General features: G+C 72.7%; 17 protein-coding genes. 8 read left to right on the forward strand and 9 right to left on the reverse strand.

Features of this window, described 5'->3' with window-relative positions; all coding sequences use genetic code 11:
• Window positions 1-29: 29 nt before the first annotated feature.
• The 3 genes from hpt (at window position 30) to folE (ending at window position 3,565) form a co-directional block, all read left to right on the forward strand.
• Window positions 30-590, forward strand: coding sequence for a hypoxanthine phosphoribosyltransferase (hpt, locus tag MTR79_RS01575; protein WP_033274920.1), 561 nt, complete (start codon window positions 30-32; stop codon window positions 588-590).
• Between the two features lie 188 nt (window positions 591-778).
• The gene (ftsH, locus tag MTR79_RS01580) at window positions 779-2,818 is read left to right on the forward strand and encodes an ATP-dependent zinc metalloprotease FtsH (RefSeq protein WP_048459525.1); all 2,040 of its coding nucleotides are present in this window, start codon (window positions 779-781) and stop codon (window positions 2,816-2,818) included.
• A 141-nt stretch (window positions 2,819-2,959) separates the two neighbouring features.
• Entirely contained in the window at window positions 2,960-3,565 is a 606-nt protein-coding gene (folE, locus tag MTR79_RS01585; RefSeq protein ID WP_048459526.1) for a GTP cyclohydrolase I FolE, read from the forward strand.
• A gap of 88 nt (window positions 3,566-3,653) precedes the next feature.
• Here folE and MTR79_RS01590 read toward each other — a convergent pair whose 3' ends face one another.
• From MTR79_RS01590 to folP, 5 genes are all read right to left on the reverse strand, one after another.
• On the reverse strand, window positions 3,654-4,142 hold the full coding sequence (locus MTR79_RS01590; protein ID WP_048459527.1) for a DUF3180 domain-containing protein: 489 nt from the start codon (window positions 4,140-4,142) through the stop codon (window positions 3,654-3,656).
• A gap of 61 nt (window positions 4,143-4,203) precedes the next feature.
• Window positions 4,204-4,815, reverse strand: coding sequence for a 2-amino-4-hydroxy-6-hydroxymethyldihydropteridine diphosphokinase (folK, locus tag MTR79_RS01595; protein WP_086701029.1), 612 nt, complete (start codon window positions 4,813-4,815; stop codon window positions 4,204-4,206).
• Window positions 4,812-5,171, reverse strand: a complete 360-nt coding sequence (gene folB / locus MTR79_RS01600; RefSeq protein WP_086701028.1) for a dihydroneopterin aldolase — start codon at window positions 5,169-5,171, stop codon at window positions 4,812-4,814. The genes folK and folB overlap by 4 nt, the downstream gene beginning before the upstream one ends.
• Before the next feature lie 226 nt (window positions 5,172-5,397).
• Window positions 5,398-5,907 (reverse strand): nuclear transport factor 2 family protein, encoded by a 510-nt coding sequence (locus MTR79_RS01605; RefSeq protein WP_048459530.1) that lies wholly within the window; start codon window positions 5,905-5,907, stop codon window positions 5,398-5,400.
• Window positions 5,904-6,812, reverse strand: coding sequence for a dihydropteroate synthase (folP, locus tag MTR79_RS01610; protein ID WP_048459531.1), 909 nt, complete (start codon window positions 6,810-6,812; stop codon window positions 5,904-5,906). Before folP ends, MTR79_RS01605 begins: the two co-directional genes overlap by 4 nt.
• 601 nt (window positions 6,813-7,413) lie before the next feature.
• On the opposite strand from folP, the gene MTR79_RS01615 reads away from it, so the two are divergent.
• Window positions 7,414-8,697, forward strand: coding sequence for a hypothetical protein (locus tag MTR79_RS01615; RefSeq protein ID WP_244788874.1), 1,284 nt, complete (start codon window positions 7,414-7,416; stop codon window positions 8,695-8,697).
• Window positions 8,698-8,759: 62 nt separating this feature from the next.
• On the opposite strand, the gene MTR79_RS01620 is transcribed toward MTR79_RS01615, so the two are convergent.
• Together MTR79_RS01620 and MTR79_RS01625 are read right to left on the reverse strand one after the other, a co-directional pair.
• Complete coding sequence (locus MTR79_RS01620) at window positions 8,760-10,094, reverse strand: PH domain-containing protein (protein ID WP_244788876.1); 1,335 nt, start codon at window positions 10,092-10,094, stop codon at window positions 8,760-8,762.
• On the reverse strand, window positions 10,091-10,684 hold the full coding sequence (locus MTR79_RS01625; RefSeq protein WP_233226810.1) for a PH domain-containing protein: 594 nt from the start codon (window positions 10,682-10,684) through the stop codon (window positions 10,091-10,093). Before MTR79_RS01625 ends, MTR79_RS01620 begins: the two co-directional genes overlap by 4 nt.
• A gap of 31 nt (window positions 10,685-10,715) precedes the next feature.
• Between MTR79_RS01625 and MTR79_RS01630 the strand changes: the two genes are divergently transcribed.
• Complete coding sequence (locus MTR79_RS01630; RefSeq protein WP_086698639.1) at window positions 10,716-11,867, forward strand: NADH-quinone oxidoreductase subunit D; 1,152 nt, start codon at window positions 10,716-10,718, stop codon at window positions 11,865-11,867.
• A 3-nt stretch (window positions 11,868-11,870) separates the two neighbouring features.
• On the opposite strand, the gene MTR79_RS01635 is transcribed toward MTR79_RS01630, so the two are convergent.
• Entirely contained in the window at window positions 11,871-12,890 is a 1,020-nt protein-coding gene (locus tag MTR79_RS01635; protein WP_244788878.1) for an SAM-dependent methyltransferase, read from the reverse strand.
• Window positions 12,891-13,040: 150 nt separating this feature from the next.
• Between MTR79_RS01635 and MTR79_RS01640 the strand changes: the two genes are divergently transcribed.
• The 3 genes from MTR79_RS01640 (at window position 13,041) to MTR79_RS01650 (ending at window position 15,644) form a co-directional block, all read left to right on the forward strand.
• Window positions 13,041-14,243: a sensor histidine kinase gene (locus MTR79_RS01640; protein ID WP_086698636.1), complete on the forward strand. Its 1,203-nt coding sequence runs from the start codon at window positions 13,041-13,043 to the stop codon at window positions 14,241-14,243.
• Between the two features lie 82 nt (window positions 14,244-14,325).
• Entirely contained in the window at window positions 14,326-14,997 is a 672-nt protein-coding gene (locus MTR79_RS01645; protein WP_048459537.1) for a response regulator transcription factor, read from the forward strand.
• A 32-nt stretch (window positions 14,998-15,029) separates the two neighbouring features.
• Window positions 15,030-15,644, forward strand: coding sequence for an AAA family ATPase (locus tag MTR79_RS01650; protein WP_244788880.1), 615 nt, complete (start codon window positions 15,030-15,032; stop codon window positions 15,642-15,644).
• Window positions 15,645-15,665: 21 nt separating this feature from the next.
• Here MTR79_RS01650 and MTR79_RS01655 read toward each other — a convergent pair whose 3' ends face one another.
• Window positions 15,666-16,772: a DUF5937 family protein gene (locus MTR79_RS01655; protein ID WP_086698632.1), complete on the reverse strand. Its 1,107-nt coding sequence runs from the start codon at window positions 16,770-16,772 to the stop codon at window positions 15,666-15,668.
• Window positions 16,773-16,812 lie beyond the last annotated feature (40 nt).

The following is a 16,812-nucleotide window of genomic DNA, read 5'->3' on the forward strand; positions in this document are numbered from 1 at the left end:
CGGACCGGCCGGTGGGACGACCGAAAGTGATGCGGGTGGACGCGAACGACATGGGTGCCGACCTCGAGAAGGTGCTCATCACCAAGGAAGAGATCGACGCCAAGCTGACGGAGCTGGCGGCGAAGATCGACGCGGAGTACGCGGGCAAGGACCTGCTGATCGTCGGCGTGCTCAAGGGCGCGGTGATGGTGATGGCCGACCTCGCCAGGGCGCTGTCCACCCCCGTCACGATGGACTGGATGGCCGTGTCCTCGTACGGGGCGGGCACGCAGTCCTCGGGTGTGGTGCGGATCCTCAAGGACCTCGACACGGACATCAAGGGCCGCCACGTCCTGATCGTCGAGGACATCATCGACTCCGGCCTGACGCTGTCCTGGCTGATCTCGAACCTCGGCTCGCGCGAGCCCGCCTCCCTCAAGGTGTGCACGCTGCTGCGCAAGCCCGAGGCCGCCAAGGTCGCCATCGACGTCGAATGGGTGGGTTTCGACATCCCCAACGAGTTCGTCGTGGGCTACGGCCTGGACTACGCCGAGAAGTACCGCAACCTGCCGTTCGTCGGGACGCTCGCGCCCCACGTCTACGGCGGGTGAGCCGCGGCGGCCCCGGCCGCCGTACGTGATCGGGAACCCCTGCGGGCTCCGCGGCGTTGGAGCATGCGTGGACGCCATTGGCGGCTGTCCCCCGCAGCGTCGGGGGCCGATGCTGGGGTACCGTCCGAAGAACAGCCTTTATCAAACTCACTATGGCAGGAGGGACGGGGCGGCACCGCTCCGTATGGATGGACGTGAAGCGATACTTCCGTGGGCCGGTCATGTGGATCGTGCTGGCCGTCCTTGCCGTGGTCGTGTTGATGCAGGTCGTCGGCTCGTCCGGCGGCTACAAGACGGTGGACACGGGCCAGGTCGTCCAGGCGATCAACGAGAACAGGGTCGAGTCGGCCAAGCTGACCACCGGCGACGAGCAGACCATCAAGGTCCAGCTCAAGGACGGCCAGAAGGTCGAGGGCAGCTCGAAGATCCAGGCGAGCTACATCGGCGACCAGGGCGTCACCATCGCCAGCACGCTGCAGGACAAGTTCCAGAACAAGCAGATCTCCGACGGCTACACGGTTTCGCCGTCGAAGCAGAACCCCTTCGTGAGCATTCTGCTGTCCCTGCTTCCCTTCGTCCTCATCGTGGTCGTCTTCCTGTTCCTGATGAATCAGATGCAGGGCGGCGGCTCCCGTGTCATGAACTTCGGGAAGTCCAAGGCGAAGCTCATCACCAAGGACACCCCGAAGACGACGTTCTCCGACGTCGCGGGCTCCGAGGAGGCCGTCGAGGAGCTCCACGAGATCAAGGAGTTCCTGCAGGAGCCGGCGAAGTTCCAGGCCGTCGGCGCCAAGATCCCCAAGGGCGTGCTGCTGTACGGCCCGCCCGGCACCGGCAAGACCCTGCTCGCGCGTGCCGTGGCGGGCGAGGCGGGCGTCCCGTTCTACTCGATCTCGGGTTCCGACTTCGTCGAGATGTTCGTCGGTGTCGGCGCCTCCCGTGTCCGTGACCTCTTCGAGCAGGCCAAGGCGAACGCCCCGGCGATCGTCTTCGTCGACGAGATCGACGCGGTCGGCCGCCACCGCGGCGCCGGCCTCGGCGGCGGTCACGACGAGCGCGAGCAGACGCTGAACCAGCTGCTCGTCGAGATGGACGGCTTCGACGTCAAGGGCGGCGTGATCCTCATCGCCGCGACGAACCGCCCGGACATCCTCGACCCGGCGCTGCTGCGTCCCGGCCGCTTCGACCGCCAGATCGCCGTGGACCGCCCGGACATGCAGGGCCGCCTCGAGATCCTCAAGGTGCACCAGAAGGGCAAGCCGGTCGCCCCGGACGTCGACCTCGGCGCCGTGGCCCGCCGCACGCCCGGCATGACCGGTGCCGACCTGGCCAACGTGCTGAACGAGGCCGCGCTGCTCACCGCGCGCAGCGACCAGAAGCTGATCGACAACAAGATGCTCGACGAGGCGATCGACCGCGTCGTCGCGGGCCCGCAGAAGCGGACCCGGATCATGTCCGACAAGGAGAAGAAGATCACCGCGTACCACGAGGGCGGACACGCCCTGGTCGCGGCGGCCTCACCGAACTCCGACCCGGTCCACAAGATCACCATCCTGTCGAGAGGCCGCGCCCTCGGCTACACCATGGTCCTGCCGGACGAGGACAAGTACTCCACCACGCGCAACGAGATGCTGGACCAGCTGGCGTACATGCTGGGTGGCCGCGCGGCGGAGGAGCTGGTCTTCCACGACCCGACCACGGGTGCCGCCAACGACATCGAGAAGGCCACGGGACTGGCCCGCGCGATGGTCACGCAGTACGGCATGACCGAGCGGCTCGGCGCCATCAAGTTCGGCGGCGACAACACCGAGCCCTTCCTCGGCCGTGAGATGGCTCACCAGCGCGACTACTCGGAAGAGGTCGCCGCGCTGGTCGACGAAGAGGTCAAGAAGCTCATCGAGACCGCGCACAACGAGGCGTGGGAGATCCTCGTCGAGAACCGCGACGTCCTCGACAACCTGGTCCTGGCCCTCCTGGAGAAGGAGACACTGGGCAAGGAGGAGATCGCCGAGATCTTCGCGCCGATCGTGAAGCGCCCGCCCAGGCCCGCCTGGACCGGCTCCTCGCGCCGTACGCCGTCCACCCGCCCGCCGGTCCTCTCCCCCAAGGAGCTGGCCCTGACGAACGGGGCGAACGGCGCCACGCCGGCCATCTCCACCACGAAGAGCGCCACGACGGACCCCGCCCCGCAGCCGGAGCGGACCCCGGAGGAGCGCCCCGAGAGCTGACACGAGGCCCTCGGAGCCCTCTCAGGGCCCGGAATGAATGCCGCGTCCCCCAGGTTTTAGCCTGGGGGACGCGGCATTTTGCGTACCCCGCGGTTCGAGACGCGTGCCCGTCACGCGTGCAGGCACAGGAACGAGGCACCCATGACCGACCCCGTGACGCTGGACGGCATAGCCCCCATCGGTGAGTTCGATGAGAAGCGGGCCCGGAACGCGGTGCGCGAGCTGCTGATCGCGGTGGGCGAGGACCCGGACCGTGAGGGACTGCAGGAGACTCCGGCGCGCGTGGCCCGTGCCTACCGGGAGATCTTCGCGGGGCTGTGGCAGAAGCCCGAGGACGTGCTGACGACGACGTTCGACCTCGGCCACGACGAGATGGTGCTGGTCAAGGACATTGAGGTGTACTCGACATGTGAGCATCATCTGGTGCCGTTCCGGGGCGTGGCGCACGTCGGGTACATCCCGTCGACCAGTGGGAAGATCACGGGCCTGTCCAAACTGGCCCGCCTGGTGGACGTCTACGCGCGGCGCCCGCAGGTGCAGGAACGACTCACCACGCAGATCGCGGACTCCCTGATGGAGATTCTGGAGCCGCGCGGGGTCATCGTGGTCGTGGAGTGCGAGCACATGTGCATGTCGATGCGGGGCATCCGCAAGCCCGGCGCCAAGACGATCACCTCGGCGGTGCGGGGCCAGCTGCGGGACGCGGCCACCCGCAACGAGGCGATGAGCCTGATCATGGCGCGCTGACGGCGAAGAGACGGAAGCTGACGCCGAAGAGACAGAAAGGGAAGGGGCACGGTCCGGGTGGACCGTGCCCCTTCCGTGTGCGGGCGTCTCAGCTCGCCGGAGCCGTGCCCGGGTGGTCGTCGTCCTCGTCCTCCGGGAGCTTGCAGACGTGCTCCAGCCACTTGGCGGCCGCTATCACGGCGATGCCCGCCACCACGGAGAATCCGGCGTAGATGGCCTGGTCGCGGCGGGCGGGGATGTCCAGGGAGCCCAGCAGCACGACGAACGTGCCGCCGTAGAGGCCGGCGACGAGGGCCGCCACCAGGGCGCTGGCCTGTCCGAAGACCACCGCGCGGGCCGCCTGCAGCGGGTCCACGCCCTTGGCGTCCGGACGGCGCTCGCGCTGCGCCTTGAGGCGGGCGCGCAGGGAGAGCGCGGTGGCCGCGAGAACCGTGGCGATCAGGGCGAGGACGATCGGCGCGGCCACGGGGACGCTCGGGAGGGTCCCCAGCGAGTTCCACAGGCGGGCGCCGGCCCAGGACAGGACACCGGCGACGACGAAGACGCCGGCCAGCACCCTGATGCGCAGCTCTTTCACGGTGTCCCTTCGCGTTCCCCCGGCCGGTGGCCCGGGTTGTGGCCGTCCTCGACCTTAACGGCTACTCGGGCAGCCGGAGTTCCAGGTCGGCGCGCGGCGTGACTCCGTCCCGGGTGACCGCGTCCAGCAGCTCCGCCACCGGACCGCGTCCGGGGAGCTCGGCGGCGGGGTCGACGTCCAGCCAGGGGGCGAGCACGAAGGCGCGCTCGTGGGCGCGCGGGTGCGGCAGGGTGAGCTGCGGGTCGTCGGAGTGGAGGTCGGCGTAGGAGACGATGTCGACGTCCAGGGTGCGCGGGCCCCAGCGCTCGTCCCGTACGCGGTGGAAGGCCTCCTCGACCGCCTGGGCGCGCTCCAGCAGGGAGGACGGCGGCAGGGTCGTCCTCAGGACGGCGACCGCGTTGAAGTAGGACGGCTGGCTGCCGGGATCGACGCCCCACGGCTCCGTCTCGTACACGGGGGAGACCGCCTTGACCCGGATGCCGGGGGTGTCCTCCAGGGCGTCCACGGCCCCCTGGAGGGTCTCCAGGCGGTTGCCCAGGTTGGCGCCGAGGGACACCACGGCCCGTTTCGGGTTCTGGAGGGTGGTGTCGGCGGCGTCCACCTGCTCGACCACGGAGGCGGGGACGGGCTGCACGGTCGGGTCGGTGTGGCCCGTGGTGGTCGGCCTGGTCATGCGCGGCTCCGGATGATGGTGACGGTCACGTCGTCGAAGGGCACGGTGATCGGCGCGTCCGGCTTGTGGACGCGCACCTCGACCTCCTGCACGACGTCGTGCTTCAGGCAGACCTGGGCGATGCGCTCGGCGAGGGTCTCGATGAGGTTGACGGGCTCGCCCTCGACGACGGCCACCACCTCCTCGGCCACGATTCCGTAGTGCACGGTCCTCGTCAGGTCGTCGTCGGCGGCGGCCGGGCGGGTGTCCAGGCCGAGGACGAGGTCCACGAGGAAGGTCTGGCCCTCCTCGCGCTCCTTCGGGAACACGCCGTGGTGCCCGCGGGCCCTCAGGCCGCTCAGCGCGACACGATCCACGCGAATCACTCCTGCTGTCGTCGGTCCGGCCGGTCGGTGCCCTGTGCGGACGGCACACCGGCCCGCTCTCGAATCTACCCGCGGCGGGCGCCGGGCCCTGCGGTCCGGGGTGGTGGCCGCCGGACGGGTCCCTCCGGCCCTTCCGTCCGTCTGCCCAGCGTGAACGGGGTCTCACGGGCCGGAGGGGGCGGCGGTGACGGGTGGGGTGAGTTCCGCCACGTGCGGGTCAGGGCGGGGTCGGGGTGTCGTCGTCCTCGTCGTCGTCCTCCTCGGCGAGGACCGGGGAGGCGTGGTGGGTCCAGAGCTTCCAGCCGGACGGGGTGCGCCGGTACACGTTGGTGGCGACGACGAGCTGCCCGACCAGCGGCCCCAGCTCCTCGCCCTCCTCGGGGGCGGGTCCCCCGCTGAGGATGTTCTCCGTGCAGGTCACGACGGCCGTGTCCCCGGTGACGGAGACGTGCACGTCGGTGAGGAAGAACTGGATGTAGTCGGTGTTCGCCATGATCAACGCGTACGAGCGGAGCACCTCGCCGCGTCCGGTGAGCACCGGCCAGCCGGGGTGCACGCAGGAGACGACGCCCGCGTCGGCGGGGTCGTGGTACTCCTCGTCGACGCCGAGGTCGGCGGGGGTGAGCCAGGCCGAGGCGACCTCTTCGAAGTCGCCCCGCTCCAGTGCCTCGTAGAAGGCGGTGTTGGCGGCCTCGACCTGCTCGACGTCGGTGTGGGGTGCGGTCACCGGGCTCCTTCCGCACCGTGCTCGGGGGATGTGGGGTCGTCGTCGGGGCGCGCCTCTTGTATCGCGCGGACCACCCGTACGGCGTCGGCGCTGGCCCGGACCTCGTGCACGCGCACCGCCCAGGCGCCGGCCCGGGCCGACAGGGCGGAGACGGCGGCGGTGGCGGCGTCGCGTTCGCGGGCGGGCGGGGGCGGGGCGTCGGGGCCCGCCAGCACCCGGCCGAGGAAGCGTTTGCGGGACGCCGCGACGAGCAGGGGGTGGCCGAGGCCCAGCAGGCGGTCGAGGCGGGCGAGCAGCGCGAGGTCGTGCTCGGCGTCCTTGGAGAAACCGAGACCCGGGTCGACGATCACGCGGTCGGCGGCGATGCCGCCCTCCAGGACGGCCTCCACGCGCGCGTGGAGCTCCTCGGCGACCTCGGCGACTACGTCCTCGTACACGCCCCGGACGTTGCCGCCCTCCAGGAAGCCGCGCCAGTGCATGACGACGAACGGGGCTCCGGCGGCGGCGACGACGCCGATCATGGCGGGGTCGGCGAGGCCGCCGCTGACGTCGTTGACCAGGGCGGCGCCGGCCGCGAGCGACTGCTCGGCGACGGAGGCGCGCATGGTGTCGACGGAGACGGTGACGCCCTCCGCGGCGAGCCCGCGGACCACCGGGATGACGCGCCTGAGCTCTTCGGCCTCGTCGACGCGGGTGGCGCCGGGGCGGGTGGACTCGCCGCCGACGTCCACCAGGTCGGCGCCCTGTGCCACCAGGTCGAGGCCGTGTTTGACGGCCGTGGAGGTGTCGAACCAGCGCCCGCCGTCGGAGAAGGAGTCGGGGGTGACGTTCACGACTCCCATGACCGCGCACCGGTCCCAGTGGGGGAGGCCCGCGATCTGACGGCGTCCGCTGTGAGTGCTCATACGTTCAGCGTAGGCCCAGGGAGGGTGCCTGGTGCCGCACGGGCCCGCCGCGCGGAAGCGCCGCACGGGAAACGCCGCGCGCCGACATTGGCGGCACCTTTCGGACCGTATTGCTGTGAAGGAGACGCGTGGAAGATCGGGGAGAGCGGGAAAGGGGCGTAAACGGGGTCCCGGCGGGTCGGGGAGAAGCGGATCTCCGCCGGGAGACGCGCCCTGCGGCGAGCGGTCGCGGGAGAGGCGCCGAAACGGCTCGGAAGGGGCGGGAGGGAAGGACGCCGGCGGGGGGAACCGGAGGGCGGGACGGGCCCGGGGCGCGCGGGGGGCGGGGATGGCCGGGGCCTCGGGGCGGGTGTCCGGCGGGGGCCGCGAAGGGGCTAACCGGAATACACGGGGGGCGAGTTGTCCGCGGGGCGCGCTCATAAAAGATCTTGACGAAGATTCAATGACCTGTCCTTTCACGCGCGGCCCGGATCGCTGACGGCCTGTGAAACATCGTGTGTGGCTTTCTTTTTACGGGGCGGGGCACCATCATTCGCCTACGCGCGGTAAGTTTCTGGCCATGCCACGTGGACGTCACCGTCATTCCCCGCCTCTGCACAGGATGCTGCCCCCGTCGGCGATCGCAGGCGTGTCCGTCGTCTGCGCCCTGGCGCCGTGGGTGTTCACCCAACCGGTGGTGCTCCGTCTCCTGGCCGCGGCCGCCGCGGTCACGGCGATCGTGGGCGCCGTCGTGATGCGCCACTGGGACGCCCAGGCGGGCAAACGCGTCGCCGACCTCACGCGCGCGCGGGCCGGCGACGAGTGGCGTTTCGAGGAGCGGGTCGCGGAACTGGAGTCGGACCTCGAGGAGTCGCGTGAACTGCGCATGAAGCTGGAGCAGCGGCTGCGCGCCAAGCGCGCGGAACTGGCGGGGCTGCGCAACGAGCACGCCGCGCTGCTGCGCCGGTACGCGGCGGCCGAGGCGGAGCGCGCGAACGTCCTCGAGGAGCGCCGGGTGCTGGAGATCGAGGCGGCCGTCCCGGTACGCGCCCTGCCCGCGGGCGCGCCCGCGACGCCCGAGCCGGAGCCTGAGCCGGAACCCACGGCCCCCGAGGTGACGGCGGACGTGGAGCGGACGGAGGACGCCGGGCAGGAGGAGAAGCAGGGTGAGAGGACCTCCGGCGTCTTCTCCCCGGAAGGTTCGAAGCTGTACCTGAAGGCCGACGCGGCGCTGGCGCGGTTCGCGGAGAAGCCGGCCACCGACGCGCGGGCCGAGTCGGAGACCGAGAGCGAGGCGGACTCCGACGCGCCGAAGGAGACGGCCGCGCGCACCTCCGTGCCGGCCGCACGCGCGGAGAGCGGCCCCGGAGCCGAGAAGACCGGGAACGCCCCCAAGAGCCCCGCCGCGAGGACCACCGCTCGCCAGGGCGGCGGCACCCCCGAGGACGACGGGCCGGAGCCGACGAAGCGGCCCAAGCCCGACCCGGCGCAGGAGGACGAGGCCGGGGGGCAGCCCCGGGCGGCCGGCGACCATGAGCGCGCGGCCGCCCCCACCGCACCGGCCGCCTCCGCCGCCCCTGCCCCGCACCGGCCCGCCGGGCACTTCACGGTGCCGACCGCGGTGGCGGTCGTCCCGCCGACGCGGCCCGTGCGGCGGCCGGTGCAGGACGACGGGTTCGACTTCTTCGGCACCAAGAACGCCCGGCGCGAGGCGCTGGACGCCGTGCAGAACGAGGACCTCGCCGACGTCGTCGGCCAGGAGGCGCTCGCGCTGCACAAGGCGGAGGCCGAGGCGCGGTACAAGCCGGCCGCCGAGGAGCCGCGCGCCGGTCAGGTCATCGACCTGACGGCCCACGACGAGACCGAGCACATCGACGTCCAGGGACTGCGCAGCGCGGTGTCCTGAACCGGCGGCCGTCGTGGGAGAGGGCCCCGCCCAGGCGGGGCCCTCTCCCGTGTCTGCGCCGGTCAGGCCATCCAGCGGTCCGGCAGGGCGTCCCTGCGCCCGGTGCGGGACCGTTCCGCCTGGGCGTGCAGCAGGTCGGCGGCCTCCTCGGCGGGGCGCAGGCGGGCGGTCACGGTGCCGTTGGCGCCGGTGTCCACGTGGACGTCGGCGACCCCGTGCGCCCGCTGCCAGGGCCCCTGGGCCAGCCGTACGCTCTGCACCTTCGCGTGCGGCACCAGCGAGAGGCTGCGCCGCAGCAGGCCGTGCCGGGAGGCGAACACCGCGTCCGTGACGGCGAGCCCGTGGCCCCGCCACCACACCGGCACGCACCACCGCGCGCCACGCGGCGGGCGGGAGAACGCGTCGGGCGGGGGCACGGTCACCCCGGGCAGGACGCGTTCGACGACCGACTCGGCCATCGCGCGCGGGGCCACCGGCAGCAGCAGGGAGTTGGACGACCCGGCCACGTCCAGCTCCACGCGCACCCAGCCGCGCCTCCGCCACAGCAGCGGTTCGACCAGCCGCACGGTCTGCACCCGGCCGGGCGGCACCGTCTCGTGCGCCCGGTCCAGCAGCCCGTGGTCGATGCGGAGGCCGTCGGGCGACTCGCCCAGCGTCCAGTCGTACTCGGCGACGAAGCGGCCCACGCTGCTCGCGCCCGCCGCGCCGAGCATGGGGATGCCGGCCGCGAGCACCGTCCACAGGCTGTGGGTGGCCGTCCACAGCAGCGGCAGGGCGACGGCGGCGACCAGCAGCCAGACCCAGGTCGCCGCGGTCAACAGCAGCGAGACGGCCAGCACGCCCGGCGGTACCCGCAGCATCTGCTGGGAGGGCGCCTCGCCCACCTCGTGGGCGGTCTCCGGGGCGAAGCCCGCCGCCCGCGCCAGCAGTTCCGCGCGCAGCGCCCGCGCCTCGCCGGCCCCGAGGAAGGCCAGCTCGTCCTTCTTGTCGGCGCCTATGACGTCGAGTTTCAGCTTCGCCACGCCCGCGACGCGCGCCAGCAGCGGCTGGGTCACGTCGATGGCCTGGATCCGCTCGAGCCGGATGTGCGCGGTGCGCCGGAACAGCAGCCCGGTGCGCACCCGCAGCTCGCTGTCGGTCACCGCGAAGTGGGTGAACCACCAGCTCAGGAAGCCGTAGAGGGCGGCGGCCGGGATGAGCACGCCGAGTCCGAGCAGCAGCGTGGTCGTGGTCAGCCGGGTGAGCTGGCGCTGCGCGCCGTCGGGGTCGTGCACGGCCCAGCCCATCAGGACGGCCACCGGCGCCCACGCCCGCCGCAGCGGTGTGACGGGGTGCAGCCGCCGCTCGACGACGGGCGGCCGGCCGGTCACGTCCTCCTGGACGCCGGGCGCGGTCACAGCCCCGCCGACCGGGCCTCGCCCAGCTCGGTGAGCCGGTCGCGCAGCCGTTCCGCCTCGTCCGGGTCGAGCCCGGGGATGGTCGCGTCGGTGGCCGCGGCGGCGGTGTGCAGCTGCACGCTGGCCAGCCCGAAGTGCCGCTCGACGGGCCCGGAGGTGACCTCCACGAGCTGCATCCGCCCGTACGGCACGACCGTCTCCTCGTGCCAGAGGACACCGCGGCTGATCAGCAGGTCGTCGGCGCGCTCGGCATACCGCCAGGAGCGCCAGTTGCGCTCCAGCATCACCCAGCCCCACAGCAGCAGGGCCAGGGGCAGCACCGCGAAGGCGCCCCAGGCGGGCCCGGCCAGCAGGCCCGGCACCAGCGCCGTGGCCAGGGTCAGCAGCCCCAGCCACACCACCAGCAGCAGTCGCCGCATCGTCAGCAGCCCGGGCGGCAGCGCGTGCCAGACGGGCTCCGTGCCGGCGTCCGGCTCCGTGCCGGCGCCCGGCTCCGCGTCCGCGTCCGTCGCCGGTACGTCCGCCGTCGCCGGCGTGGGCGTCCCCGGCGCGTCCGCTGTTCCCGTGTCGTGCGGGCTCCCCGTCTCCATGGGGCCAGCGTACGTACGACAGACTGTGTCCATGACTCCTACGACGGAGACCATGGTCGGAATCGGCGGCGCGGCGGAGAGCACCGACATGGTGCTCAACATCGGTCCGCAGCACCCGTCCACGCACGGCGTGCTGCGGCTGAAGCTGGTGCTGGACGGCGAGCGGATCGTCCACGCGGAGCCCGTGATCGGCTACATGCACCGGGGCGCGGAGAAGCTGTTCGAGGCCCGCGACTACCGGCAGATCGTCATGCTGGCCAACCGGCACGACTGGCTGTCGGCGTTCTCCAACGAGCTGGGCGTGGTCCTCGCCGTGGAGCGGATGCTCGGCATGGAGGTCCCCGAGCGCGCGGTGTGGCTGCGCACGCTGCTCGCCGAGCTGAACCGGGTGCTCAACCACCTGATGTTCCTCGGCTCCTACCCGCTGGAGCTGGGCGGCATCACGCCGATCTTCTACGCCTTCACCGAGCGTGAGAAGCTCCAGCACGTCATGGAGGAGGTCTCCGGCGGGCGGATGCACTACATGTTCAACCGCGTCGGCGGTCTCAAGGAGGACCTCCCGGCCGGCTGGACGGGACGCGCGCGTGCCGCGGTCGCCGACGTGCGTTCGCGCATGGACCGTATCGACGACCTGGTGCTCGGCAACGAGATCTTCCGCGGCCGCACCCGGGGTGTCGGGGCGTTGTCCGCACAGGCGGTGCACGCGTACGGGGTGAGCGGGCCGATCGGGCGCGCCTCGGGCGTCGACTTCGACCTGCGCCGCGACGAGCCGTACCTGGCCTACGGCGAGCTGGGCGACGTCCTGAAGGTGGTCACCCGCGAGGAGGGCGACTGCCTCGCCCGCTTCGAGTGCCTGCTGGAGCAGACGCACAACTCCCTGGACCTCGCCGACGCCTGCCTCGACCGGCTGGGGGAGCTGCCGCCCGGCCCGGTCAACCAGCGGCTCCCCAAGGTGCTCAAGGCGCCCGAGGGCCACACGTACGCGTGGACCGAGAACCCGCTCGGCATCAACGGCTACTACCTGGTCAGCAAGGGTGAGAAGACGCCGTACCGGCTGAAGCTGCGCTCGGCGTCGTACAACAACATCCAGGTCCTCACCGAGCTGCTGCCGGACACGCTCGTCGCCGACATGGTGGCGATCCTGGGGTCGATGTTCTTCGTCGTCGGCGACATCGACAAGTAGCCCTCAGCCGGTGAGGACGTCCCCGACGCCCACCGGCTGTACCAGCCACCCGAAGTCACCGAGGCCGCCCTGCGCGGTCAGCTCCGCGGCCTCCCCGGCCGCGGCGAGGGCGCGGACGTAGCCGGCCGGGTCGCTGTTCGCCAGGGACAGCGGGGGGCGTCCGCCCGTGACGCCCAGGGCGCGCAGGGCGTCCCGCTGGGTCAGCAGGCGCGCGCCCGGCAGGGCGGGGGCGGCGGCGCACGCGTCCAGCGCGACGTGCGCCGTGAGGTCGCGGGAGCCGTCCGGCACCGGCGCCGTCTCCCGGCCCTCCCGGAACGCGGTCAGCGTCCCGAACGGCGGGCGCGCGCCGGCGGTGTGCGCGTAGTCCACGGCGACGGCGGCGCCGCGTGTGAGCGTGCCGACGGCCGCCGTCCAGGCCCGGTCCCGGGGGAGCCCGATCTCCGCGCGCAGGCCCTCCTCGGGAGGCAGTGGCCACCACCGCTCCAGCCAGTCCGCGTCGGGGCCGGCGACCGGATGCCCGAGCCGCTCGGCGCCGTCCGCCCGCACCAGCACGTACCGGGGAGTGCCGGACGCGTCCGCCTCGGCGACGTCCACCGGCACGTTGTCCAGCCACTCGTTGGCGAACAGCAGCCCCGTGACGCCCTCCGGGGGCTCGTCCCGCCACACGATCCGGTCGTCCAGGCCCGGGGGGCGCGCGGCCAGCTCGACGGCGTACGGACGCACCCGGGCCGACACGTCCGCGGGGAGCGCCCCCAGGACGCCGGTGACCAGTTCGCCCCGTCCGGCCGCCATGTCCACGAAGTCCAGCGCGGGCGGGCCGCCCAGCGCCTCGTCGACCCGGCACAGCAGCCGCGCCACGGCGCGCGCGTACAGCGGGGAGGCGTGCACGGAGGTCCGGAAGTGGCCGGCCGGGCCCGCGCCGGGCCGGCGGTAGAAGCCGTCCGGGCCGTACAGGGCCTCCCGGGCCGCCTCCCGCCAGCCACGGAAACCGTCCTCCGCCGCCCCCTGGGCCCCCGCCGTCACCGCTTCCCCGCGTCCGCCGTCGCCGTCCTCACCGGGCCAGGCTACGTGCGCGGACCGGACGGGCCTCCACCTTGGGGAGTACACATGGCGGGCGGGGATCGACCCTCCGGTTGACCCCTGCACGCATTTTGCTTCCCTACGCTGGGTTACGTGCAGCGCCTCTATGACTTCCTCCGCAGGCACCCGACGTGGGTCGACGGCTTCTGGGCCGTGATCCTGTTCGGGATCTCGGTGCTCGGCGGAGCGACCGTGGAGGAGGGCCGGGGCACCGAGCTGCCCGCTCTGACCGTGCCGGTGATGTTCCTGCTGTCCGTGGTGGTGGCGCTGCGCCGCCGGATGCCGGAGCGGATGCTGCTCCTCGCCCTGGTCGTGGGTCTCGGCCAGCTGATCCTCGACGTGCCCACGGCGCCCGCCGACTTCGCCCTGCTGGTGATCGTCTACACGGTCGCGGCCGTGGGCGCCCGCTGGGCCTCCCGCGTGGCGCTGACCGCCGGTCTGTGCGCCGCCCCGCTCGCGCAGCTGCGCTGGCCCAGCCAGGAGGCGGGCACGGCCGGGAACGTCGCCCTGTCGGTCATCCTGGCCGTGCCCTTCGCCCTCGCCTGGGTGCTCGGCGATTCCATACGCACCCGCCGCGCCTACTTCGCGCAGCTGGAGGAGCGGGCCGCCCGGCTGGAGAAGGAGCGCGAGGCGCAGGCCAAGGTCGCGGTCGCCGCCGAGCGTGCCCGGATAGCCCGTGAGCTGCACGACGTCGTCGCGCACAACGTGTCGGTGATGGTGGTGCAGGCCGACGGCGCGGCCTACGTCCTCGACACGGCGCCCGACCAGGCCAAGAAGGCCCTGGAGACCATCTCCGGCACCGGCCGCCAGGCCCTCGCCGAGATGCGCCGCCTGCTGGGCGTGCTGCGCACCGGCGAGCACCAGGAGGCCGGGGAGTACGTGCCGCAGCCGGGGCTCCAGCAGATCGAGGACCTCGTCGAGCAGTGCCGGGAGTCCGGACTGCCCGTGGACTTCAAGGTCGAGGGCACCTCGCGCGAACTGCCCCGGGGCGTGGAGCTGACCGCGTACCGGATCGTGCAGGAGGCGCTGACCAACACCCGCAAGCACGGCGGCCCCAACGCGGGCGCCAGCGTCCGCCTGGTCTACTTCGACGACGGGCTCGGCCTGCTGGTGGAGGACGACGGCAAGGGCGCCCCGCACGAGCTGTACGAGGAGGGCGGCTTCGACGGCCAGGGACACGGCCTGATCGGCATGCGCGAGCGGGTCGGCATGGTGGGCGGAACCCTGGACGCGGGACCGCGGCCGGGCGGAGGATTCCGCATCAGCGCGCTGCTGCCGCTCAAACCGGCGCATTGACCCACACGTACGCCCCCTGTTGACACCTGTCACGCCCCCTGCGGCACCCGACGACCGAGACGACCGAACGGAAGAGGCCCCGATGACGATCCGCGTGATGCTCGTCGACGACCAGGTGCTGCTGCGCACCGGTTTCCGGATGGTGCTAGCCGCCCAGCCGGACATGGAGGTCGTCGCGGAGGCGGGCAACGGCGTGGAGGCCCTGGAGGTGCTGCGGACCACCTCCGTCGACGTGGTGCTCATGGACGTCCGCATGCCGAAGCTGGACGGGGTGGAGGCCACCCGCCGGATCTGCGCGGACGCCGAGCCGCCGAAGGTGCTCATCCTGACCACCTTCGACCTCGACGAGTACGCCTTCTCCGGGCTGAAGGCGGGCGCGTCCGGCTTCATGCTCAAGGACGTGCCGCCCGGTGAACTGCTCACCGCGATCCGCGCCGTGCACAGCGGTGACGCCGTGGTGGCCCCCTCCACCACCCGCCGGCTCCTCGACCGGTTCGCGCCGATGCTGCCCAGCAGCGGCAAGCAGCCCGAGCACAAGGAGCTGGAGCGGCTCACCGAGCGCGAGCGCGAGGTCATGGTGCTGGTCGCGCAGGGCCTGTCCAACGGGGAGATCGCGTCCCGGCTGGTGCTGTCCGAGGCGACCGTGAAGACGCACGTGGGCCGGATCCTCACCAAGCTGGGGCTGCGCGACCGGGTGCAGGTGGTGGTCCTCGCCTACGAGACGGGTCTGGTGCGGGCCGGCGGACACGGCTGAGCGGCGCCCCGGCTCCCGGTAGGGTGCCGCGCATGTTCCTGTGGATCAACGGCCCCTTCGGGGGCGGCAAGACACAGACCGCACACGAGATACGCCGCCGCCTTCCCGGCAGCGTCGTATGCGACCCCGAGCAGCCCGGCTACGGCCTCCACCGCATGCTGCCGCCCGGACTGCGCGGCGACTTCCAGGACTTGGCGGCCTGGCGGCAGGGCGTCGTGGAGGTCCTCGACCTCACCCTGACCCGGCGCGAGGGCGTGGTGATCGCGCCGATGACCGTCACCGACCCCGGCCACTTCTCCGAGACCGTGGGTCGGCTGCGCGAACTGGGCCACGACGTACGGCACTTCACGCTGCTCGCCGAGCGGGAGACGGTGCTGCGGCGGCTCAAGGAGCGCGGGCTCGGGCATCTGATCGGCGGCGGCCTGCGCCGGGAGAGCTGGGCGGTCGAGCGGCTCGACCACTGCCTGGAGCGGCTCGCCGGGCCGGAGTTCGCCGAGCACCTGTGGACCGACCACAGCACCGTGCCGAAGACGGCCGACCGGATCGCCGTCCTCGCCGGCCTCACCCTGCGTCCCAACCACGAGGGCCGGCTGCGCACCCGGCTCCGCCAGGCGGGCGTGGGGCTGCGGCACATCCGCCTCGGCTGAACGCCGGGAGCGTGCGGGAGCTCACCGCAGGATGCCCTCCAGGAAGTCGCTGCCCAGGCGGGCCACGACCGTCACGTCCAGCTGGTGCAGGACGTACCGGCCGCGGCGGCGGGTGGTGATCAGGCCCGCCTTCTTCAGCACGCCCAGGTGCCGGGATATCTCCGGCGCGGTCATGCCGTGCACCTGCGCCAGCTCGCTGGTGGTGTACGCGCTGCGGGCGAGGTTGCGGCACATGCGCATCCGCACCGGGTGGGACAGCGCGGTCATCCGCAGGGCGAGCTGCCCGACCGTCGGCGGGGCGGCCAGCTCGGGGGAGCCCACCGGGTAGTGCAGCACGGGCTGCCAGCCGTGCCGGTGCAGGACCATCAGATGCGGCCAGCCGAGGCTGGTGGGAATCAGCAGCAGCCCGCCGTCACCGGCCGCGGTGCGGCCGTCGCCCAGCTTGTCGACGGTGATCCGGCCCGCCGCCTCGTCCAGTGTCACGGCGGACGACACCGACGTCAGCGCCTCACCCAGCCCCTTGCGCCGCAGCAGGTCCGTCTTGAGGCGGGCGTCCGCGGCGAGCTGGTGCCGCAGCCGGGACCACGCCTCCGCGAAGAACGCCTCGTCGCAGTCCTGGAGGAACTGCCGCAGCCACGCCCGGGTACGCGGCGGGTCGGCCAGCAGCCGCTCCGTGAACAGCAGTTGCCGCGGCCCGCGCGCGGCGGCCAGCTCCAGCGAACGGCGGCGCAGCCCCTCGTCGGTGAGCGGGCCGCGCCCCGGCACGTCGTAGGGGAGCGCGCAGGTGAACTCCAGGGCGCCGTCCACGAACTGCTCGTCCGACAGCTTGTCCAGGAGGTCCAGCTCCTCGGCGAGCGTGCCGCCGGGCAGCGCCGCGCGGCCCGGGATGCCGGCGCAGGCCAAGAACAGGTCGGAGAACGTCGTCCGCCACAGGAAGTCCGCCTCGCACATGCGGTCCGCGAGATGCGGGTCCAGCCGTGCGGTCACCGCCGTCACCCAGGCCTGGAGGCCGGGGTGGTGGGCCGGCTCGGACAGCGCGTGCAGCGCCATGCCCAGCTCGGCCAGCGGTGAGATCACGACGGCGATCCGCTCCGGCCGCAGCCCGGTGATGTCGATGTGCACGCCCATGCCCACATGGTGCACCCGGCCACCGACACCGGGGCCCCGA

The sequence above is a fragment of the Streptomyces sp. BJ20 genome (assembly GCF_022869105.1).
GTDB classification, from domain to species: Bacteria; Actinomycetota; Actinomycetes; order Streptomycetales; family Streptomycetaceae; genus Streptomyces; species Streptomyces griseoincarnatus.